Origin of the sequence: Micromonospora sp. DT31 (genome assembly GCF_049841795.1) — a bacterium.
GTDB lineage: Bacteria > Actinomycetota > Actinomycetes > Mycobacteriales > Micromonosporaceae > Micromonospora.
In genome coordinates this window covers 647,098-667,794 of record NZ_JBNCKZ010000001.1, presented here as the reverse complement: position 1 = coordinate 667,794, position 20,697 = coordinate 647,098, and the positions used below count along the sequence as shown (strand labels likewise).

19 protein-coding genes and 1 tRNA gene are annotated in these 20,697 nt (G+C 74.3%); 8 read left to right on the top strand and 12 right to left on the bottom strand.

Annotation, left to right across the window (positions count from 1 at the left end; all coding sequences use genetic code 11):
* Positions 1-7 precede the first annotated feature (7 nt).
* The 9 genes from ACLQ2X_RS02925 to fdh all read right to left on the bottom strand — a co-directional run bounded on the left by ACLQ2X_RS02925 (position 8) and on the right by fdh (position 10,547).
* Positions 8-190, bottom strand: a complete 183-nt coding sequence (locus ACLQ2X_RS02925; protein WP_425679548.1) for a hypothetical protein — start codon at positions 188-190, stop codon at positions 8-10.
* A gap of 64 nt (positions 191-254) precedes the next feature.
* Positions 255-1,532, bottom strand: a complete 1,278-nt coding sequence (locus ACLQ2X_RS02920) for a hemolysin family protein (RefSeq protein WP_425679339.1) — start codon at positions 1,530-1,532, stop codon at positions 255-257.
* Positions 1,532-1,729, bottom strand: a complete 198-nt coding sequence (locus tag ACLQ2X_RS02915; protein WP_425679338.1) for a hypothetical protein — start codon at positions 1,727-1,729, stop codon at positions 1,532-1,534. The genes ACLQ2X_RS02920 and ACLQ2X_RS02915 overlap by 1 nt, the downstream gene beginning before the upstream one ends.
* A gap of 45 nt (positions 1,730-1,774) precedes the next feature.
* Positions 1,775-3,538 (bottom strand): selenocysteine-specific translation elongation factor, encoded by a 1,764-nt coding sequence (gene selB, locus ACLQ2X_RS02910; protein ID WP_425679337.1) that lies wholly within the window; start codon positions 3,536-3,538, stop codon positions 1,775-1,777.
* A 5-nt stretch (positions 3,539-3,543) separates the two neighbouring features.
* The gene (gene selA, locus ACLQ2X_RS02905) at positions 3,544-4,836 is read right to left on the bottom strand and encodes an L-seryl-tRNA(Sec) selenium transferase (protein ID WP_425679336.1); all 1,293 of its coding nucleotides are present in this window, start codon (positions 4,834-4,836) and stop codon (positions 3,544-3,546) included.
* Positions 4,837-4,859: 23 nt separating this feature from the next.
* Positions 4,860-4,955, bottom strand: a tRNA-Sec gene (locus ACLQ2X_RS02900).
* A gap of 45 nt (positions 4,956-5,000) precedes the next feature.
* Positions 5,001-5,945, bottom strand: a complete 945-nt coding sequence (gene nrfD / locus ACLQ2X_RS02895) for an NrfD/PsrC family molybdoenzyme membrane anchor subunit (RefSeq protein WP_425679533.1) — start codon at positions 5,943-5,945, stop codon at positions 5,001-5,003.
* Between the two features lie 242 nt (positions 5,946-6,187).
* On the bottom strand, positions 6,188-7,231 hold the full coding sequence (locus tag ACLQ2X_RS02890; RefSeq protein ID WP_425679335.1) for a 4Fe-4S dicluster domain-containing protein: 1,044 nt from the start codon (positions 7,229-7,231) through the stop codon (positions 6,188-6,190).
* Complete coding sequence (gene fdh, locus ACLQ2X_RS02885; RefSeq protein ID WP_425679334.1) at positions 7,224-10,547, bottom strand: formate dehydrogenase; 3,324 nt, start codon at positions 10,545-10,547, stop codon at positions 7,224-7,226. Before fdh ends, ACLQ2X_RS02890 begins: the two co-directional genes overlap by 8 nt.
* Before the next feature lie 604 nt (positions 10,548-11,151).
* Here fdh and ACLQ2X_RS02880 point away from each other — a divergent pair.
* Together ACLQ2X_RS02880 and ACLQ2X_RS02875 are read left to right on the top strand one after the other, a co-directional pair.
* The gene (locus tag ACLQ2X_RS02880; protein ID WP_425679333.1) at positions 11,152-11,478 is read left to right on the top strand and encodes a hypothetical protein; all 327 of its coding nucleotides are present in this window, start codon (positions 11,152-11,154) and stop codon (positions 11,476-11,478) included.
* Positions 11,475-12,125 carry a nucleotidyl transferase AbiEii/AbiGii toxin family protein gene (locus tag ACLQ2X_RS02875; RefSeq protein WP_425679332.1) on the top strand — a complete coding sequence of 217 codons (651 nt, stop codon included), beginning with the start codon at positions 11,475-11,477 and terminating at the stop codon, positions 12,123-12,125. The genes ACLQ2X_RS02880 and ACLQ2X_RS02875 overlap by 4 nt, the downstream gene beginning before the upstream one ends.
* Before the next feature lie 25 nt (positions 12,126-12,150).
* Here ACLQ2X_RS02875 and ACLQ2X_RS02870 read toward each other — a convergent pair whose 3' ends face one another.
* A complete protein-coding gene (locus tag ACLQ2X_RS02870; RefSeq protein WP_425679331.1) occupies positions 12,151-13,053 on the bottom strand; it encodes an SDR family oxidoreductase in 903 nt (300 codons plus the stop codon).
* A gap of 150 nt (positions 13,054-13,203) precedes the next feature.
* Between ACLQ2X_RS02870 and ACLQ2X_RS02865 the strand changes: the two genes are divergently transcribed.
* Entirely contained in the window at positions 13,204-14,994 is a 1,791-nt protein-coding gene (locus tag ACLQ2X_RS02865; protein ID WP_425679330.1) for a bifunctional metallophosphatase/5'-nucleotidase, read from the top strand.
* Between the two features lie 38 nt (positions 14,995-15,032).
* Here the strand turns inward: ACLQ2X_RS02865 and ACLQ2X_RS02860 are convergent, their stop codons facing one another.
* Entirely contained in the window at positions 15,033-15,218 is a 186-nt protein-coding gene (locus tag ACLQ2X_RS02860; RefSeq protein ID WP_425679329.1) for a hypothetical protein, read from the bottom strand.
* A gap of 95 nt (positions 15,219-15,313) precedes the next feature.
* On the opposite strand from ACLQ2X_RS02860, the gene ACLQ2X_RS02855 reads away from it, so the two are divergent.
* Positions 15,314-16,348, top strand: a complete 1,035-nt coding sequence (locus tag ACLQ2X_RS02855; protein WP_425679328.1) for an NAD(P)-dependent alcohol dehydrogenase — start codon at positions 15,314-15,316, stop codon at positions 16,346-16,348.
* On the opposite strand, the gene ACLQ2X_RS02850 is transcribed toward ACLQ2X_RS02855, so the two are convergent.
* Positions 16,335-17,471, bottom strand: a complete 1,137-nt coding sequence (locus ACLQ2X_RS02850; RefSeq protein ID WP_425679327.1) for a geranylgeranyl reductase family protein — start codon at positions 17,469-17,471, stop codon at positions 16,335-16,337. The genes ACLQ2X_RS02855 and ACLQ2X_RS02850 overlap by 14 nt on opposite strands.
* A 106-nt stretch (positions 17,472-17,577) precedes the next feature.
* Between ACLQ2X_RS02850 and ACLQ2X_RS02845 the strand changes: the two genes are divergently transcribed.
* The 4 genes from ACLQ2X_RS02845 (at position 17,578) to ACLQ2X_RS02830 (ending at position 20,691) form a co-directional block, all read left to right on the top strand.
* A complete protein-coding gene (locus ACLQ2X_RS02845; protein ID WP_425679326.1) occupies positions 17,578-17,814 on the top strand; it encodes a hypothetical protein in 237 nt (78 codons plus the stop codon).
* Positions 17,815-17,882: 68 nt separating this feature from the next.
* Entirely contained in the window at positions 17,883-19,343 is a 1,461-nt protein-coding gene (locus ACLQ2X_RS02840; protein WP_425679325.1) for an MFS transporter, read from the top strand.
* A gap of 38 nt (positions 19,344-19,381) precedes the next feature.
* Positions 19,382-19,723: a hypothetical protein gene (locus ACLQ2X_RS02835; protein ID WP_425679324.1), complete on the top strand. Its 342-nt coding sequence runs from the start codon at positions 19,382-19,384 to the stop codon at positions 19,721-19,723.
* Positions 19,720-20,691, top strand: coding sequence for a serine aminopeptidase domain-containing protein (locus tag ACLQ2X_RS02830; protein WP_425679323.1), 972 nt, complete (start codon positions 19,720-19,722; stop codon positions 20,689-20,691). Before ACLQ2X_RS02835 ends, ACLQ2X_RS02830 begins: the two co-directional genes overlap by 4 nt.
* Positions 20,692-20,697: the final 6 nt, after the last annotated feature.

Sequence of the window (20,697 nt, the reverse complement as noted above, 5' to 3'; positions counted from 1 at the left end):
CGGCGGGCTACTCGGCCGGGCCGGGCTTGGTCAGGTTCCAGGCCAGCAGCGCGGCGAGCAGGGCGAGCAGCACCACGCCGCCGGAGAGGCCATCCTCCCCGCCGCTGCTGCGGTGTCCGGTGACACCGAAGTAGATCACCGCCAGCCCGGCGAGCACGGTGACGAACGTACGCAGTCCTCGGTCCTTCACGCCCGGACGGTACGACCGGCGGTCCGGGCCGCGGCGCGCTTCGACGGTTTGTCCCCCGTGCGGGTCACTCCGGCGGGCAGCCGACTGACGACCCGCGCAGGCGGACCCGGTCGATGGCCCGGCCGGACACCGCCACCACCTCGACGGTCAGGCCGGGCAGCCGGACCGTCTCCCCCGCTGCGGTGGGCAGCCGACCCAGCCCGGCCAGCGCCAGCCCGGCGACGGTGGTGTACTCCCGGGACAGCGGGAAGGTCAGGCGCACGCCCAGGTCGGGCAGGTCGTGCAGCGGGAAGTCGCCGGGCAGCAGCAACGCGCCGTCGGGTTCGCGTACCGCCCGGCGCACGTCCCGGTCGGTCTCGTCGTACAGTTCGCCGACGACCTCCTCGAGCAGGTCCTCCATGGTCACCAGGCCGTCCACGCCCCCGAACTCGTCGATGACCAGGGCGAGCTGTTCGTGACGCTGGCGCAGCTGCCGCATCGCGTCGGCCACCGGCAGCGTGCCGGGCAGCAGCACCGGCGGGCGGGCCAGGTCACCTACCGCCGTCCCGTCGCCGTCCACCAGGTCGCGGATGTGCACCACGCCGCGTACGTCGTCCAGGCCGCCGGGCCCGACCACAGGCGCCCGGGAGCGGCCGGTGGCGGCCAGCCGGCGCATCGCCTCCACCGCCGGGAGGTCCGCCGCCAGCGTGGTCACGTCGCGGCGGGCAACCAGCACCTGCCGCAGGGTACGGCCGGCGATGTCGAACGCACCGGCGAGGATCTCCCGCTGCTGGGCCGACAGCCCGCGCTGGCTGACCAGCATCTCCCGCAGCTCCTCCTCGGTCACCTCCTGCCGGCTGGCGCGCGGGTCCCCGCCGGCCAGCCGGACCAGCAGGTCGGTGGAGCGGCCGAGCAGCCACACCGCCGGCCGCGACAGCCGCGACAGCAGGTCCAACGGTGCGGCGCTGAGCAGCGCCCACCGCTGCGCGTTCTGCATGGCCAGCCGCTTGGGCGCCAACTCCCCCACCACGAGTGTGAGGAACGTCAGCAGCAGCGTCACCACGAACACCGCGACCGGGCGGGCCGCCGCGCCGAGGAAACCAAGCGGCCCGACCAGCGGCTCGGCGAGGGTCACCGCCGCGGCCGCCGAGGCGAGGAAACCGGCGAGGGTGATGCCGAGCTGGATGGTGGCCAGGTAGCGGTTCGGCTCCCGGGTGAGCCGGCTGAGCCGGGCCCCGGCCCGCCCCGACCGGGCCAGCCGGCGCAGCTGGCCCTCGCGCAGGCTCACCAGCGCCATCTCGCTGCCGGACAGGGCCGCGTTGACCAGCACCAGGACCAGCACCAGGGCGATCTGCACGCCCATCAGTCCGTCTCCAGGTCGTCCAGTGAGATCGCGTGGGTCATCAGCCAGCGGGCCAGCGCGGCCATCCCGAACAGCCACAGCGGCGCCGACTCGGTGGTGCCGTTGGTGGCGAAGACGGCGAACCGCAGGTCCGGCGCCCGATACGCCTCGATCCGCCACCTGTGGCTCTTGTCCCGCCAGACCGCGGAAGGGTCCATCACGTCACGGTAGGCGAGCCGGGCGCGACGGCGGCGCCGGTTGGCTCAGCCGGGCGGGCCGACCACCTCGCGGGCGTCGTCGGGCAGCCGCCTGGTCGCACCCCGGCGGTCCAGCAGCTCCAGCAGCGGCACCGCCACCCGGCGGGTGGTGCCCAGCGCCTGCCGGGCGGCGCTGAGCGTGAACGGCTGGGGCAGCCCGGCGAGGACACGCACCGCGTCGTCCGGGGCGCCGGGCAGCAGCACCACGTTCTCGGCCAGGCGCAGCAGCGCCCCGGCCCGCACCGCGGCGCCGATCTCGCGGGGGCCCAGGCCGAGGTCCGCCAGGTGCCGGGCCTCGGGGGCCTGGAACGGCCGGTCGCCGTACTCGGCCCGGACCCGCGCAACCGCCCGGGCCACCGGTTCGGGCAGCGTGTCGGCCGGCGCCGCGGTGACCAGCCCTCCGCGCAGCCGCAGCGGCGGGCGCAGCAACGCCGTCACCAGGGCACGGTCAGGCAGGTCGAGGCGGTGCCGCAGCACGTCCACCGGCACCCCGGCGGCCAGCGGATGCGCGGCGGCGTACCGGGTGACCTCGGCGGTGAGCCGGGCGCCCAGGTCCCGCCAGTGCTCGGGGTCGGCCAACCAGTCGCCGGCCACCGGGGCGACGGTCGGCGGCACACCCATCCGGGTCAGCTCCCCGGCCCGGACCAGCCGCCGTCGACGTAGCTCCCCGGCCGGGTCGGGGCGCCCGTCCATGCCGGCCAGCACGCCGGCGCGGGTGGCCGCCGCGCCCCGGCGACGCAGCGGCGGCGGGTCCACGTCCAGCACCGTCACCCCACCGGCGACGTGCTGCCGCCCCGGGTCGCGCAGCAGCGCCCGGTCGCCGAGCACCAGCGGCAGCGGGCGGGCCAGGCGCAGCCGTACCGTGTCCGGGCCCAGCGGCCGGACCCGGACCGGCACCGCGGCCGAGCCGACGTGCAGGGTCAGCGTGACCGGCAGGTCGGCGGCCCGGTCCCCGGCCAGGCGCACGTCCAGCAGGTCGGTGCGGCCGAACCGGCCCGGGGTGAGCAGGGCGTCGCCACGGCCGACCCGCTCCCGGGGCAGCCCGCGCAGGTTCACCGCGACCCGGGCCACCGCGTCCACCTCGCCGCGCGTGGCGCCCAGCGAGTGCAGGCCGCGCACCCGCACCGGTTCCCCGCGGTCCGCCAACTCCAGCTCGTCGCCGACGCGCAGCCGGCCGCCGCCGAGCGTGCCGGTGACCACGGTGCCGCTGCCGCGCACGGTGAACGCGCGGTCCACCCAGAGGCGTACCGCGGCGTCCCGGTCCGGTTCGGGCAGCCGGGCCACCAGGCGGTCCAGGGCGGCGCGCAGCTCGGGCAGGCCGGCGCCGGTGACCGCGGACACGGGCACCGCCTCCACCTCGCCCAGTGCGGTCGCGGCGATCTCCGCCCGGGCCCGGTCCGCCGCGGGACCCGGGTCGGCAAGGTCCGCGCGGGTCACCACCAGCAGCCCGTACGACACGCCCAGCGCGTCCAGCGCGGCCAGGTGCTCGGCCGACTGCGGCATCCAGCCCTCGTCGGCGGCCACCACGATCAGCGCGGCGGGGACCGGGCCCACCCCGGCCAGCATGTTCGGCACGAACCGCTCGTGGCCGGGCACGTCGACGAACGCCAGCGTGCCGCCCGAGGGCAGGGCGGTCCAGGCGAAACCCAGGTCGATGGTCATGCCCCGGCGGCGTTCCTCCGCCCACCGGTCCGGTTCCATCCCGGTCAATGCCCGCACCAGGGTGGACTTGCCGTGGTCGACGTGCCCGGCGGTGGCCACGACCCACACCCCGCTCAGCCCTCCACCCGCAGGACCGCCGCGCGGATCCGGTCGTCGGCGGCGGCCGGCACGGCCCGCAGGTCGAGCAGGAGCCGGCCGTGCAGGACCCGGCCCAGCACGGCCGGGTCGCCGGTGCGCAGCGGCTCGGCGTACCGCTCGGGCAGGCTCAACGCCCACGAGTCCAGTTCCACCCCGGGCGCGCCGCCCCCGCCGACGACCGCCGCCGCCGGCACCACCTCGGCCTTGCAGCCGTCCTCGCCGAGCCGGTCGCGCAGCCGCTCGACGCGCTCCCGCAGCCCGCCCGGGTCGGCGTGCAGCGCCTGCCGGGTGGGTGTGGTCGGCGCGTACAGGGTCGCGGCCAGCGCGGCGAGGGTGAGCTTGTCCACCCGCAGGGCCCGGGCCAGGGGGTGCCGGCGCAGCCGGTGCACCACGTCGGCCGCGCCGAGCAGCAGACCGGCCTGCGGGCCGCCGAGCAGCTTGTCGCCGCTGGCGGTGACCAGGTGCGCGCCGGCGCGCAGCGTGGTGGCGGCGTCCGGCTCGTCGGGCAGCAGCGGATCGGGGGCGAGCAGCCCGGAGCCGATGTCGACGACCACCGGCACGCCGAGCGTGGCCAAATCGGCCACCGGGACGGCCGAGGTGAAGCCGGTGACCACGAAGTTCGACGGGTGCACCTTCAACACGAAACCGGTGTGCTCGCCGATCGCCGCCGCGTAGTCGGCGCGGGTGCTCCGGTTCGTGGTGCCCACCTCGCGCAGCCGGGCGCCGGTGCTGGCCAGCAGGTCGGGCAGGCGGAACCCGTCGCCGATCTCCACCAGCTCGCCGCGGCTGACCACGATCTCCCGGCCGGCGGCCAGCGCGGTCGCGGCCAGCACCAGCGCGGCGGCGCCGTTGTTGACCACGTGCACCGCCGCGGCGTCGGGCACGGCCGCGGCCAGCGCCTCCAGCGCCTCCCGGCCGCGCCGGGCCCGCCGGCCGGTGCCCAGGTCCAGCTCCACATCGGTGTGCCCGGCGGCGGCGACCAGGGCGTCCACGGCCGTCGGGGCCAGTGCCGCCCGACCGAGGTTGGTGTGCAGCACGACGCCTGTGGCGTTGAGCACCGCGCGGGGTGTGCGGCCGGGCAGGTCGGCAAGCGCCGCGTCGCGTACCCCCTCGGGGTGCAGCTCGCCGCGGCGGGCCCGGTCCTGCGCCCGGACGATCGCGGCCTTGACCCGGTCACGGCCGAGCGTGTCGACGGCGGCGGCCAGCGCGGGGTCGGCGAGCAGCGCGTCGGTGCGCGGCACCCGCCGTCGCGGGTCGACCTCACGCATCGGGGCTCTCCCGGGGGGACGGTTGGCGGAGACGGACGGGAATCGAACCCGCCTGGCCCGGATGCCGGACCACACCGGTTTTGAAGACCGGGAGGGGCACCAGCCACCCGAACGCCTCCACGCAGCAGTCAACCACAGCGGCGAACCGGCCGCCCGGGAAGGTGTCAGTGCTGCTCGGCGGCCCGCCGGTCGAGGCGTTCGCGCTGCGGCACCACTGTGTAGCGCGGGTCCCGCGCGGAGGCGACACCGCCGTGGAAGATGCCGAAGCGGGTGCACAGCGAGGCGGCGAGCAGCGCGCTGCCGGAGGCCGCGGACAGCAACCGGCTACGGCGGCCGAGCAGCGCGCCGGCCACCCCGGCGGCGGTCAGCGCGCGACCCGCGCGCAGCAGCTTCCCGGCCGTGCCCCGAGTGTAGGGCTCGCTGAGCAGGCCGAGCCGGTTCTCCACCCGGTGCGAGCCCCACAGCTCCATCGCCGCGCCGGCGACCGCGAGCCGCCGCGCCGGCCCGGCCTGGCCGACGGGCGCGGCGAGCAGCCCGACCCCGGCGCCGCTGGCCAGGGCGCTGCCCGCGAAGATGGCCGGCAGTTCCGGGTACGCCTCGTGCCACGACGGCACCGCCGTGTCGGCGAGCAACACCCCGGTGTACGTGGCCAGCGCCGGCGCGGTGACGGCGGCGACCAGCCCGGCGGCGTGACCGGCCGGGGGCAGCAGCCGACGGCCCAGCCCGAACACGCCACGCCCGGGCAGCAGCGGGGCCGCCTCGGCGACCGCGGCCACCCCGGCGGCCGGACCGAACACGCTGAGGACCCAGGTGCCCACCGACATCGGCGAGGTCACCTTCGCCACCCGCAGCATGTGGTGGAAGCGGCTGGGCCGCCCCAGGTCGTTGATCAGGAAGTAGGTGCTGGCGCCGACCGCCGCCAGCGCGGCGCCCCGCCCGGCCCGGCGCAGTGCCGGACGGCCGGTGAGCTGCCCACCGGCGGCCAGCAGCGACGAGCCGGCGGCCAGGCCACCGGTGAACAGGTACGCCGCGATGTCCCACCGCCACACGGGTGGCTTGAGGACCGGCCGGCCGTAGTAGGAGGTGAACTCGGCCGGTGGGACGTTCAGCTGCTCCCCGCCACCGCGACCACCGCGGCCACGCCGTCTGCGGGGCGCCGCGTCGCGGGCCGGGTGTGCACCCGGCCCGGCGTCGCGCGCGCCCGCGTCGCCGCGCCGCTGGTGGTCGGCGCTGCCCCGCTCGGCGACGCTGCGCTGGTCCTCGGCGCCGGGCTGGTCTTCGGCACTGGGCTGGCCGGCGGCCAGGCGCTCGCGGAAGCGACGGAACAGGGCACCCACCGGGCGGTCCGGACTCACGACGATCCTCCGACGAACGCGGCGACGGTCGCCGCCGCCATGGCCAGGGCGGCCAGGCCGGCGCGCTTCCACATCTTCGGCAGGTCGCGGGTGGTGACCACCGGGTCCGGCGGCAGGCCGTACACCTCGGGTGCGTCAAGCAGCAGGAAGAACGCGCCGTCGCCGCCGACACCGTCGGTCGGGTCGTGGCCGTACAGGCTCGCCTCCGGCACACCCCGCTCGTGCAACGCGGCGACCCGGGCGGCGGCCCGCTCCCGCAACTCGTCCAACGGGCCGTACTGGATCGACTCGGTCGGGCAGGCCTGCGCGCACGCCGGGGTCATGCCGGCGCCGATCCGGTCGTAGCACAGCGTGCACTTCCACGCCCGGCCGTCGTCCTTGCGCTGGTCGATCACGCCGTACGGGCAGGCCGAGATGCAGTAGCCGCAGCCGTTGCAGATGTCCTCCTGCACCACCACCGTGCCGAACTCGGTGCGGAACAGCGAGCCGGTCGGGCACACGTCCAGGCAGGCCGCGTGCGTGCAGTGCTTGCACACGTCCGACATCATCAGCCAGCGGAAGTCGGTGCGGTCCTGCGCGCCGGTGGCCCGTCCGGGCGGCTGGGCGCCGGGCATGCCGAGGAACTGAGGGCCGGCGGCCATCCGCGCCGCCGCCTCCGGCCGCCCCGGCGGCAGACCCGGACTGGTGCCGGTGTCGGTGGCGGTGCCCGCGCCGACCGAGGCGGAGGCCGGGCTGCCCGCCGGGCCGGTCGGGTCACCCGCGAACGCCGGCGTGTGCTGCCCACCCGGGCGGGGCTGCTCGATGAACGCCACGTGCCGCCACGAGTTCGCGGTCAGCGCGCCGGTGTTGTCGTACGACATGCCGAGCAGGTCGAACCCCGAGTCCGGTACGCCGTTCCACTCCTTGCAGGCCACCTCGCACGCCTTGCAGCCGATGCAGACGCTGGTGTCGGTGAAGAAACCCATCCGGGGCGGCGCGGACACCCAGCCCGCGTCGGGGGCCGGGTCCAGCGGCCCGTACAGGCTGTTGGCGTCAGGCATCCCCGCCCCCGTCCTGGTGCGCGGCGGTCGACTGTTCGTCGGTGCTGCCGGCGGCGTCGTCCCCACCCGCGGCGTTCGTGGTGACCATGGGTACCTTCCGATCCGGTGTCATCCCCGCCCGCCGCTGGTAGTCGCCGACCAGGTCCAGCAACGCCGGTCCGGTGGGACGGCGGCCCGGCCGGACGTCACAGGTGCCGACCTTGCTCTCCTGGATGAGCACGTTCGGGTCCAGCGTGATGCCGAACAGGTCGTTCGCCGAGTCACCGGTCACCAGCCCCTCGCTGCCGAAGTGGTAGGGCAGCCACACCTGGTGGATCGTGCGACCGTCCACCCGCAGCGGGGTGAGCCGGTCGGTGACCAGCACCCGCCCCTCGATCACCGCCCGGCCGCTGACCAGGTGCGCCCAGCCCAGGTGGGTCAGCCCCACCTCGGCGGCCAACTCCGGGGACACCTCGACGAACATCTCCGGTTGCAGCTCCGCCAGGCGCGACACGGTACGGCTCATCCCACCGGCGGTGTGGTGCTCGGTGAGGCGGCTGACCGTGAACACGTACGGGAAGACCTCGCTGTGCGGCTCCGGCGGGCTCGGGTTGATCCGGTTGACCGGATGCTCGTAGACCTTGCGGGTGGGGTTGGCCTGCTGTCCGTACAGCGGGTTGCGCATCGGCGACTCGGCCGGCTCGTAGTGCGTCGGCAGCGGGCCGTCCAGGACGCCGCTGGGCGCGTACAGCCAGGCCTTGCCGTCGCCCTGCATGACGAACGGGTCGTCCCCGGCCAGCGCGGCCGGACCGGAGGCACCCTCCGGCGGTCGGTACGACGGCGGTTTCGTCTTCTCGAAGTCCGGCACGTCGTAGCCGGTCCACTCGCCGGCGTCCGGGTCCCACCAGACGTACTTCTTGCGTTCGCTCCACGGCCGGCCCTGCGGGTCGGCGGACGCGCGGTTGTAGAGCGTGCGCCGGTTCGCCGGCCACGCCCAACCCCACTCGGCGGCCACCCAGTCCTGCTCGTGCCGGGACCGGCGGCGGGCCGCCTGGTTCACCCCGTCGGCGTACACACCGGAGTAGATCCAGCAGCCGACGGCGGTGGAGCCGTCGTCGCGGGCTTCGGCGAAGGAGTTCAGCGGCCGTCCGGTGGCCACGTCGTAGCCGTTGATCTCCTTGAGGACCGCCTCGGCGCTCGGCTCGGCGTGCGCACCGTGGGTCGGGTAGTCCCAGGCCAGGTCCAGCAGCGCCCGGTCGCGGGGTTTGGTGGAGCCGGCCAGCTTCTCCCGCAGCACCCGGCCCAGGTGGTAGAAGAACCACAGCTCGGAGCGGGCGTCGCCCGGCGGGTCGACCGCCTTCTCCCGCCACTGCAACAGCCGCTGGGTCTGGGTGAACGTGCCCTCCTTCTCCACGTGCGAGGCCGCCGGCAGGAAGAACACCTCGGTACGGCACTCCTGCGGCACGATCTCACCGGTGGCGATCTCCGGGCTGTTCTTCCAGAACGTGGCGCTCTCGATCAGGAACAGGTCGCGGACCACGAGCCAGTCGAGGTTGGCCATGCCGAGGCGCTGGGCGCGGCCGTGCGCCGAGCCGACCGCCGGGTTCTGGCCGAGCAGGAAGTAGCCCTTGATCCTGCCGTCGATCATGTTCAGGACCTGCTGGTAGGTGCCGTGGTCGCCGGTCATCCGGGGCAGGTAGCCGTAGCCGAAGTCGTTCTCCGGGGTGGCCGCGTCCCCCCAGTACGCCTTGAGCAGGCTCGCCGCGAAGGCCCGCGAGTTGCCCCAGAAGCCCTTCTGCCCCGGGTGGCGGATGCTGTCCACCCACTCGTCGAACGTCGGGTGGTCGGCGTGGTGCGGCATCGGCAGGTAGCCGGGCAGCAGGTTGAACAGCGTCGGGATGTCGGTGGAGCCCTGGATGCTGGCGTGCCCGCGCAGCGCCAGGATGCCGCCGCCGGGTCGACCCATGTTGCCCAGCAGCGTCTGGATGATCGCGCCGGTGCGGATGTACTGCACGCCGACGCTGTGCTGTGTCCAGCCGACCGAGTAGACGAGCGCGCCGGTGCGTTCCCGGCCGGAGTTCTCCGTCCACGCCCGGGCCAGTTCCAGGAACTTCTCCTCCGGGATGCCGCACACCCGGGCGACCATCTCCGGGGTGTAGCGGGAGAAGTGCCGCTTGAGGATCTGGTAGACGCAGCGCGGGTGCTGCAACGTCTCGTCCCGCCGGGTCCGCGCCGGCACCGGTTCGCCGTGCGACTCGTGCTCCAGGCCGGAGGCCGAGTCGCGTTCCTTGCCGGTGCCCCGGATCGTCGCCTGGTCCTCCTGCCCCTCGTACTGCCAACTGGCGTGGTCGTAGGAGCCGGTCTCCGGGTTGTAGCCGGAGAACAGGCCGTCCAGGTCCTCGGTGTCGGCGAACTCCTCGCTGACGATGCTGGCCGCGTTGGTGTACGCCAGCACGTACTCCCGGAAGTCGAGTTCGTTGTCCAGGATGTGGCGCACCACGCCGCCGAGCAGCGCGATGTCGGTGCCCGCGCGGATCGGCAGGTAGGTGTCGGCGAGCGCGCTGGTGCGGGTGAACCGCGGGTCGACGTGGAAGACCTTCGCCCCGCGCCTCTTCGCCTCCATCACCCACTGGAAGCCCACCGGGTGGGCCTCGGCCATGTTCGAGCCCTGGATGACGATGACGTCAGCGTTGGCGAGGTCCTGCTGGAAGTCCGTGGCGCCGCCGCGACCGAAGCTGGTCCCCAGACCGGGGACGGTGGCGGAGTGTCAAATGCGGGCCTGGTTCTCGATCTGGAGCGCCCCCATCGCCGTGAACAGCTTCTTGATGAGGTAGTTCTCCTCGTTGTCCAGCGTCGCGCCGCCCAGGCTGGAGATGCCGAGGGTCCGGTTGAGCGGGCGGCCCTCGTCGTCGGCGTCCTCCCAGGTCTCGTCGCGGGCGGCGAGGATCCGGTCGGTGATCATGTCGAGCGCGACGTCGAGGTCCAGGTCCTCCCACTCGGTCGCGTACGGCCGGCGGTAGCGGACCTTGGTCTGGCGCAGCGGGCTGGTCACCAGGCTCTTGCTGGCCGAGCCCTTCGGGCACAGGCGGCCCCGGGAGATCGGGCTGTCCGGGTCGCCCTCGATCTGGGTGACCTGACCGTCGCTGACGTAGACCCGTTGTCCGCAGCCGACCGCGCAGTACGGGCACACCGAGCGGGCCATGCTGTCGGCGGTCTCGGTGCGGGCGGTCAGGGCGGCGGAGCGGGCCGACTGGGCGGCGGCGCCACGACCGAGCGGGTCGGTGCCGGTGAGTTGCCGGTAGACCGGCCACCCCTGGATGAACGTCTTCAGGCCCACCCCGGGCACCTCCTCCCCACCGAGAGCGACTCCTCTCCCTGCACCCTAGGACAGCCGTGCGGCGGACGCGAGCCGAGTCGCACAGACAGCGCCGCCCCGACCTGATGGTCGGGGCGGCGCTGGGCGTCGGTGTGCATGTCGCCTCTCGGCGAGTGGCGCGGCGCGGCTCCAGCCGAACGGTATTCCGCGACGGCAATTTAGGTGAGGCCCGGGGACACTGGACACACCGACGCTCTGCACAACGGTACCGGGCCGGCGGAACTTCCGCTCGCCGGCCGTGACACCGGTCACCGCTGTCGTCAGCTGTTCCAGTGCTGGGCGAGGTCGGCGGCCTGCTGCTCCCACTGTGGAGACCTGGACGGTCTGTGCGGCCCCCGACCACCCCGAAACCGGACATCCCGAAACCCGACGGCCACGGGTCGGGACGCACGTCGGCGAGAGATCTTGGTGCGAAACGGCCTCCACAGGGGCGTGCGGCTTCCAAGATCTGCGGCGGCAGCCTACGAGCGCGGGGCGGGCGGTGAGGGCGAAGGGGGAAGGCGCTGGGGCGCTTGGGTGGGGACAGACGGGGGGAAAGGCGTCGGGCTGGGGTTACCCTGAGGACATGTCGGCCACCGTGCACGCGTACCTCGCCCGTCCCGGGCGTCCCGCGGTGGTGGCGCGCACCCTGGACGAGCTGACCGGCCCCACCGCGGGCATCGTCGAGCTGCCGGTGCGCCTGATGTGGAACAGCGAACGGGCGTTCGACCTGGGCGACCCGGACGAGCTGCTCTGGATGTACGAGAACGTGCTGCGCGAGACGGCCCGGGTGGAGGACCTGCGGGAGCTGATCCACGCGGGCACGTTGCGCCGGGTGTGGCAGGTGTTGAACCTGCCCCGCGGCGTCCGCCTGGCCTGGGAGTCCCGGCACCCGGGCCTGCGCGCCGCGTGACCCATCCGCACGAGTTCTACCGGGAGGTGGCCCGGGTGGCCCTCACCGCCGCCGGCCCGCACCGGTTCGTGCTCGGCGGTGGGGTGGCGTGGGCGGCCCACGGCCTGGTCACCCGCCCCACCGAAGACGTGGACCTGTTCGCCGACGTGGAGGGCGCCGCCGCGGCGGCGGCCGACGGGGTACGCGCCGCGCTGGAGCGGGCCGGCTACCTGGTGACCGAGGCGGACCCGGACGGGCTCGGCGAGGTGTTCGACGGTTTCGACCGGGACCTGCGGGACTTCGTGGTCGGCCGGGACGGCCGGCAGATCCGGCTCAGCCTGGCCCGCCTGGACCGGCACCGCAGCCCCGTGGTGATGGACCTCGGCCCGGTGATGGACGTGCGGGACCTGATCGCCAACAAGACCGCCGCGCTGGTGAACCGCCGGGAGGTACGCGACTACATCGACGTGTCCGCCGCGCTGGACCGGTACGCCGTGGCGGAGCTGTTGGCGCTGGCCCGCCAGGTGGACCCGGCGCTTGATGACGAGGACGTGCGCGCGGCGGGCCGCTATCTCGACGGCCTGGCCGACCGGCGGTTCGCCCGCTACGGCCTGGACGCGCCGCGCGTCGCCGAGGTGCGCCGCCGGATGGCCGCCTGGCCCCGCTGACGGCGGAGCCGGACGGCCCCGGCGGTCACTTCGTCGGCCTGCCGCCGGTGACGCCGAGGATCTCACCGGTGACGTAGCTGGACTCCTGGGAGGCGAAGAAGACGTACGCGGGCGCCAGTTCGGCTGGCTGGCCGGGCCGACCCAGCGGCACGTCCGTGCCGAACTGCTTCACCTTCTCCTCCGGCATGGTGGCCGGGATCAGCGGCGTCCAGATCGGGCCGGGCGCCACCGCGTTGACCCGGATGCCCCGGTCGGCCAGGTTCAACGCGAGCGCCTTGGTGAAGTTCGCGATGGCGGCCTTGGTGGTGGCGTAGTCGAGCAGCTGCGGCGACGGGTCGAACGCCTGGATCGACGACGTGTTGATGATCGTCGAGCCTTCCTTCATGTGCGGCACCGCGAACTTGCAGAGCCAGAACATCGCGTACACGTTGGTCTTGAAGACCCGGTCGAACTGCTCGGTGGTGATGTCGAGCAGGCCGTTGTCCTGCGACATCTGGAAGGCCGCGTTGTTGACCAGGATGTCGATGCCGCCGAGATCGGTCACCGCCCGGTCGACCACCTCCCGGCAGTTCTCCTCCCGACGCAGGTCGGTGCGCATCGCCACGCCCTTGCGTCCGGCCTGCTCGATCAGCCGTACGGTCTCCCGGGCGTCCGCCTCCTCCTCGTCACCGACGTAGGTGACGAGCACGTCGGCGCCCTCGCGGGCGTAGGCGATGGCGACCGCCCGGCCGATGCCGGAGTCACCGCCGGTGATGACCGCGCGTCTGCCGCTGAGCCGGTCGGCGCCCCGGTACGACTCCTCGCCGTGGTCCGGCTTGGGGCTCATCTCCTGTTCGCTGCCCGGCGGTGTCTGCTGTTGCGACGGCTGGCCCTCGCGCTGTCCGTACTGCTCGGTCGGGTGCTGCTGGGTGTACTGGTCCTCGCTCATGTCTGCGCCCCTACCCGGCTCGCGGCCGGGAAAACAGCGACCGCTGGGAGAACAGCGATCGACGCGGGCCGGTGTGGCCAGGGCAACAGATGGTCGTTATGGTGCGCAACGGCGCCCACGAGGCGCGTAACCCCATCGAAGGGCACCTCAATGACCTCCTCCTCCGGCGCCTCGCGCCGCCAGGTGCTGGCGGTCGCGGCCGCCGCCGCGACCGCTCCCCTGCTCGCCGGCGCGCCCGCCGAGGCGACGCCGAAGCAGCCGGGGACCTGGGACCTGACCGTCCTGGGCACCTCGGACACCCACGGCAACGTCTACAACTGGGACTACTACTCCGACGCCGAGTACGACGACAGCAGGCACAACGACGTCGGCGTCGCGAAGCTGGCCACCCTGGTCAACCAGATCCGCGCCGAGCGCGCGGGCCGGGCCACGCTGGTGCTGGACGCCGGTGACACGATCCAGGGCACGCCGCTGGCCACGTACTACGCCAAGCAGGAGCCGATCACCAGCACCGGTGAGACGCACCCGATGGCCAACGCCATGAACGTGCTGCGCTACGACGCCGTGACGCTCGGCAACCACGAGTTCAACTACGGCCTGCCGTTGCTGGCCACCTGGATCGAGCAGCTCGGCTTCCCGGCGCTGGCCGCCAACGCGCTCAACGCGGAGACCGGCAAGCCGGCCTTCCTCCCGTACGTGATCAAGGAGGTGCGGCTCGGCGGGCACGGCGCACCGAAGCTGCGTGTGGGCATCCTCGGTCTGACCAACCCGGGCGTGGCCATCTGGGACAAGGGCAACGTCGAGGGCCGCCTGGTCTTCGCCGACATGGTCGCCACCGCGGCGAAGTGGGTGCCGGTGATGCGTCGCCGCGGCGCCGACCTGGTCATCATCTCCGCCCACGGCGGCGACAGCGGCACCTCCAGCTACGGCCCGGAGCTGCCGAACGAGAACCCGAGTGCGCTGATCGCCGAGCAGGTGCCCGGCATCGACGCGATCCTGTTCGGCCACGCGCACAACGAGGTGCCGGAGAAGTTCGTCACCAACCGGGAGACCGGTCAGGCGGTGCTCCTCTCGGAGCCGTCGAAGTGGGGCCAACGGCTCACCCGGATGGACTTCACGCTGACCAGGGACAAGGGCCGGTGGGCGGTGGTCGCCAAGTCGGCCACCACGCTGAACACCAACACGGTGGTCGAGGACCCGGCGGTGCTCGCGGCCGTGCGCGGCCAGCACGCCAAGACCGTCGAGTACGTCAACCGGGTCGTCGCGCGGTCGAGCGTGGAGCTGTCCGCCGCCGAGTCGCGGTACCGGGACACCCCGATCCTGGACTTCATCAACCACGTGCAGACCGAGGTGGTCACCGCGGCGCTGGCCGGCGGCGAGTACGCGGACCTGCCGGTGCTGTCCATCGCCGCGCCGTTCAGCCGTACCGCGGTGTTCCCGCAGGGCGACGTGCGCATCCGCGACGTGGCCGGGCTCTACGTGTACGACAACACCCTTGAGGCGGTCGTGCTGACCGGCGCCGAGGTGAAGGCCTACCTGGAGTACTCGGCGAAGTACTTCCGGACCCTGCCGGCCGGCGCCCCGGTCGACGTGGCGGCCATCAACGACCCGGCCGTGCCGGACTACAACTACGACGTGTTCTCCGGCGTCGACTACGACATCGACATCGCCAGGCCGGTCGGCCAGCGGATCACCCGCCTGGTGCTGCCCGGCACGGACACCCCGGTCGCGGCGGACGCCCGGTTCGTGGTGGCGGTGAACAACTACCGGCGCAGCGGCGGCGGGAACTTCCCCGGCATCGTGACGACGCAGGTCTACAACGCCCAGCAGGAGATCCGCCAGTTGCTCATCGACTGGGCGCAGGCCAAGGGGGTCATCGACCCGGCCGACTTCTTCGTGCCCAACTGGCGGCTGGTGCGCGAGGGCGTACCGGTCTTCTGACGTGACGCGGCGGGGTCCGGGCGTGTGTCCGGGCCCCGTCAGCCGCCCGCGCGCAGGTGCCACTCCGACTCCCCGCCGACCGGGTCCGGTCGGTCCGGCGGGAACTCGGTCTCGGCGGACTCGATCCGCTCCTCCGGGCGTACCCGGACCGGCAGTTCGCCGAAGCGGACGTGCCGCAGGAATGCGTACTCCTCGTCGGTGAACGACTCGGTCGGCTCGCTCATGACCGCATTGTGCGCCCGCCCGTCCGGCCTCCGCATCAACCGCTACGGCACGGGTATGCCGCCGCGACGACCGTCGGCGACGAGGTGGAGGAGCCATGCGCGCAGTACGGATGACCGCACCCGGGGTGCTGGAACACACCGAGGTGCCCACGCCCGAGGCCGGCCCCGGCGAGGTGTTGCTGCGCGTCGGCGCGGTCGGCGCCTGCCACTCCGACCTGCACATCCTCGACGCGCCGCCGGGGGTGTTCCCGACCCCGCTGACGCTCGGCCACGAGATCGCCGGGACCGTCGACACGGTCGGGGCGGGCGTGGACGGCTGGTCGCCCGGCGACCGGGTCGCCGTCTACGGGATCATCGGCTGCGGCCGGTGCCGGGCCTGCCTGCGCGGCGAGGAGAACCGCTGCCGGGTCATCCCGGTCGGCGGGATCGGACTCAGCCGCGACGGTGGGCTGGCCGAGTACGTGTCGGTGCCCGCGTCCCGCCTGCTTCCGGTGGGCGACATGGAGCTGACCCAGGCGGCCCCGCTGACCGACGCGGGACTGACCCCGTACCACGCGGTGGAGCTGGCCCGGGCCCGGCTGCGGCCCGGCACCTCCTGCGTGGTGATCGGAATCGGCGGGCTGGGGCACATGGCGGTGCAGATCCTGGCCGCCACCACGGCCGTGCGGATCGTCGCGGTGGACACCAACCCCGCGGCCCTGGACCTGGCCGGCCGCCTCGGCGCCCACCAGGTGGTGCAGGCCGGGCCGGACGCGGTGGACAGGATCCGCGAGCTGGTCGGCTCGCCGCCGGACGGCGCGGACGTGGTGCTCGACTTCGTCGGCGCCCAGCCGACGCTCGACACCGCCCGGCAGGTCGTCGCCACCGGCGGTCAGGTGCTTCTGGTGGGCCTGGCCGGGGGCACCCTGCCGGTGCGTCCGGTCGCCGACGAGCCGCCCACGGTGCCGATGGAGGCGCCGGTGTCGGTGCCGTTCTGGGGCACCCGGGCGGAACTGCGGGAGGTGATCGCGTTGGCCCACGACGGCCGGCTGCGCGCAGACGTGCAGACGTTCCCGCTGGCGCAGACGTCCGAGGCGTACGAGGCGTTGCGCCGGGGCGACGTGCACGGCCGGGCGGTCATCGTCCCCTGACCGGGGGCAGGCGGTCGAGCACGGCCAGCCCGCCCCGGACCGGACGCTTGTCGAGCACCTCGGCGAAGCTCGCCCGGCCCTGGCAGAAGCGCACGAACATCCGCCAGCCGGGCGGGCTGGCCAGCAACGCGTGGAACACGTCCGGCCGCCGCTGGAAGACCTCCAGCAGCCGGTGCCCGGCCCGCATCTCGGGCGTCAGCAGCCGGTGCACCTGGCGGGCGTACGCGTCGAGGTCCCCGGCGGCGACCGCCTCCCCGGCCAGCCGGCCGGAGCGCAGCGCGTAGCTGATGCCCTCCCGGCTCCACGGCTCCAGCAGGCCGGCGGCGTCCCCGGCCACGAGCACCCGGCCGTGGCGCAGCGGGGAGTCCTCGGCGCGGCAGCGGGTGAGGTGCCCGGAGTCGTGTTCCGGCGACAGGTCGGCCAGGCCCAGCCGGGCCACGAGATCGCGCAGGTAGGCGCGGGTCCGCTCCCCCGCGCCCCGGGCGGAGATGACGCCCACGGTGAGCCGGTCTCCCTTGGGGAAGACCCAGGCGTACGAGCCGGGGACCGGCCCCCAGTCGAGCAGCATCCGGCCCCGCCACCGGTCCTGCTCGGCGGCGTCGACAGGCAGTTCCAGTTCCAGCCCCAGGTCGACCTGGCGGTACCGCACCCCGGCGTGCCGGGCGGTCACGCCGGACGAGCCGTCCGCGCCGACCACGGCACGGGCGTGAACCACGTCGCCGTCGGCCAGCCGCAGACGTACCGCGTCGGGGTCCTGGTCCACCGCGCGCACCGCGACGCCCTCGCGGACCTGCGCGCCGGCGGCCACCGCGGCGGCGCGCAGCCGGTCGTCGAACTCCTCCCGCCGGATCATGGTGACCAGCGGCGACCGGTGCCGGCGGGTGAACGCGCGTCGCCCGTCGCGGGTGAACGTGATCCGGTCGACCCGGTCGTGGGCGGGCACCTCGACCCGGCCGTCGACCTCGGCCAGCGAGGTGCCGATCAGGCCGCCGCCGCACGTCTTGTACCGCGGGTGGGTGGCCCGCTCCACGACCAGGGTGCGGACGCCGCCCCGGGCCGCGGCGTGCGCGGCGGACAGCCCGGCCGGTCCGCCGCCGACCACGACCAGGTCCCAGATGATCACGCAGGCAGCGTAACCCCCCGTCCGGGTGTGCATCTTCGTCGGCGGGCCGGGTAACCGCCGGTCGCCGGCCGCCCGCCGATCGGGCGGTCCACGCCGAGGAGGGACGATGCCGCAGGTCCAGCTGTCCGCGACCGAGGAACGGGTCTACCAGGCGGTGTCCGCGCTGGAGGCGCGGGGACACGTGCCCTACCCGGACCTGATCGCCGAGGAGACCGGGATGACCGAGGACGAGGTGCACGAACCGCTGCACTCGCTGACCGCCCGGGGTTTGCTGCACCGGGAGGACTCACCGCTGTCCGGCCTGGACTTCGGACCGCGGTGGTGCGCGCGTCAGACGGCCTGAGCACGTCGTTTGTCTCGCCGGTGGCCGGGTAGCGACGGGATACGTCAGCGACGGTCGGTGGGGGTGCGATGAGCGGGGACCGGGCGTCGACGCCGGTGCGCGACACCGGGTACGACGACCGGCGGCGCTGGCGGGCGCTGGGCGTCGGACTGGTCGCGGCGTTCATGACGCTGCTGGACGTCAGCATCGTCAACGTCGCGGTGCCGTCGATCGACCGGGCGCTGCACGCCACCCCGAGCGACCTGCAGTGGGTGCTGTCCGGGTACGCGCTGACGTTCGGCCTGGTGCTGGTGCCGGCCGGGCGCTTCGGCGACGCCCGGGGCCGGCGTACCGCGTTCGTGGTCGGGGTGGGGATGTTCACGCTCACCAGCGCGGTGGCCGGGCTGGCCGGCTCACCGGAGTGGCTGATCGTCGCCCGGCTCGTCCAGGGTGCCGCGGCGGGCGTGGTGAACCCCCAGGTGAGCGGCATGATCCAGGAGCTGTTCCGGGGCGCCGACCGGGGACGGGCGTTCGGGCTGCTGGGCGCCACCATCGGCATCTCCACCGCGGTCGGCCCGCTGCTGGGCGGGCTGCTCATCCAGCTCGGCGGCGCGGAGCACGGCTGGCGATGGGTGTTCTTCGTGAACATCCCGGTGGGGATCGTGGCGATGCTGCTCGGCTGGCGGCTGATGCCGGCCGGCGCGACCGGCGCCGCCGGCCGCCACCGGCTGGACCCGGTCGGGGTGCTGCTGCTCGGCGCCGGGGTCACCGTGGTCCTGCTGCCGCTGGTGCAGCGGGAGCAGTGGCACGGCGCGGGGAAGTGGTTGTTGATCCCCGTCGGCCTGCTGCTGCTGGCCGGTTTCGCGCTGTGGGAACGCCGGTACGCCCGGCACAGCCAGCCCCTGTTCGACCTGCGGTTGTTCACGGTGCGCTCGTACGCGCTCGGGGCACTGATCGGGCTGATCTACTTCGCCGGCTTCACCGCGATCTTCTTCGTGTTCACGCTCTACCTGCAGATCGGCCTGGGCTACAGCGCGCTCGTGGCCGGCCTGGCCATCACCCCGTTCGCACTCGGCTCGGCGGTGGCCTCCGCCCTGGGCGGGCGGGTGGTCACCCGGTACGGCCGGCCGCTTGTCGCGGTCGGACTGCTGGGGGTGGTGGTGGGGCTGGTCGCCACCGACCTGGTGCTGTCCGGCGGGCCGGGGGAGAACGTGCCGCTGCGCACCGCGCTGCCGCTGCTGGTGGCCGGGCTGGGCAGCGGCCTGGTGATCGCGCCGAACCAGACGTTGACGTTGTCGGAAGTGCCGGTGCCGATGGCCGGCAGCGGCGCCGGCATGCTCCAGACCGGGCAGCGGATCGGCTCGGCCGCCGGCATCGCCGCGGTGGGCGCCCTGTTCTTCTCCACGCTCGCCGACGACGGTGGCGACTGGGGTACGGCGTTCCGGCACTCGCTGCTGCTGGCCGCCGGGATCGTCGCGCTGGCACTGGTCGCCGCGATGGTGGACGTCGCCGCCGGTCTTCGGAACCGGGGAGAGCGTGGCCGGCGATAGTGTTGTCAGCAACGACAACAGAGGTGAGGAGAGCGCTGATGGCCACCATCGACGTCACCGCCGGCCGCCTCGACGTCCGGCTCACCACCGCCGAGAAGATCTGGGCCCTGCGCGGCGACCTGTCGTTTCCCCGCTCGGCCGTCCGTGGCGCCGTCGTCGTACCGGACGGGGCGCGCGCCACCCGCGGCATCCGCGCACCAGGGCTCGGCGTGCCCCGCATCCGCAACGTCGGCACCTGGCGCGGCAGGGCCGGCAAGGAGTTCGTCAGCGTCCGCGGCGGCCAACCGGCCGTCCGCATCACCCTCACCGGCCAGGGGTACGACTCGCTGCTCGTCGGCGCCGACGACGCCGACGCGCTCGCCGCACGGGTGCGGCCGTGACCGTGGAGCGCCCGCTCACCGTCGACTCGGCCGGATACCGGCTGGCCGGCACGCTGGCCCTGCCCGACGGCCCGGGGCCGCACCCCGCGGCGCTGCTGCTGCCCAGTTTCGGGGCGACCGACCGCGACGGCGACCTGCGCCACCTGCCGTTGGGCATCCAGCGGCAGCTGGCCGCCGCGCTGGCCGGGGCCGGCATCGCCTCGCTGCGGTACGACCGGCGGGGCGTGGGCGGCAGCACCGGCGAATTCCTGCGTACCGGCTTCCACGACAACGTCGACGACGCGGCGGCCGTGTTCGCGGCGCTGCGCGCCGACCCGGCCGTGAACGGCGGGCGGCTGTTCCTGGTCGGGCACGGCGAGGGCGCGCTCACCTCGATCGCACTCGCCGCGCGCGGCGTGCCGGTCGCCGGCCTGGTCCTGCTCGCCGCCCCCGGCCGCACCGGCGCCGAGGGGGCGCGCTGGCAGGCGGCGCGGCTGGTGCCCACCCTGCCGGCCCCGGTGCGCCTGCTGCTGCGGCTCTACCGCACCGACCCGGTGGCCAAGGTGTCCCGCAGCCACGAGAGGATCCTCGCCACCACCGGGGATGTCGCGCGGATCGACGGGCAGCGGCTCAACGCCCGCTGGTTCCGGGAGTTCCTGCGCTACGACCCGCGGCCGGATCTGGCCCGGGTGCACGCCCCGATCCTCGCCCTCACCGGCGACAAGGACATCCAGACAGATCCGCAGGACCTGCCGGTGCTCGCCGCCCACGCGGGCGGCCCGGCGCAGATCGGGGTGCTGCCCGAGGTCACCCACGTGCTGCGCCGCCAGCCGGGACCGCCGTCGATGCGGGCGTACCGGGACGAGGCGAAGCGACCGCTGGACCCGTCGGTGGTGCGACCGGTGGTGTCGTGGCTCGCCGCGCACCGCGCTGAGCGCACGCGGGACGGAGACGGCCGACCCCGAAGGACCGGCCGTCTCCCTGGCTGAGCCGGG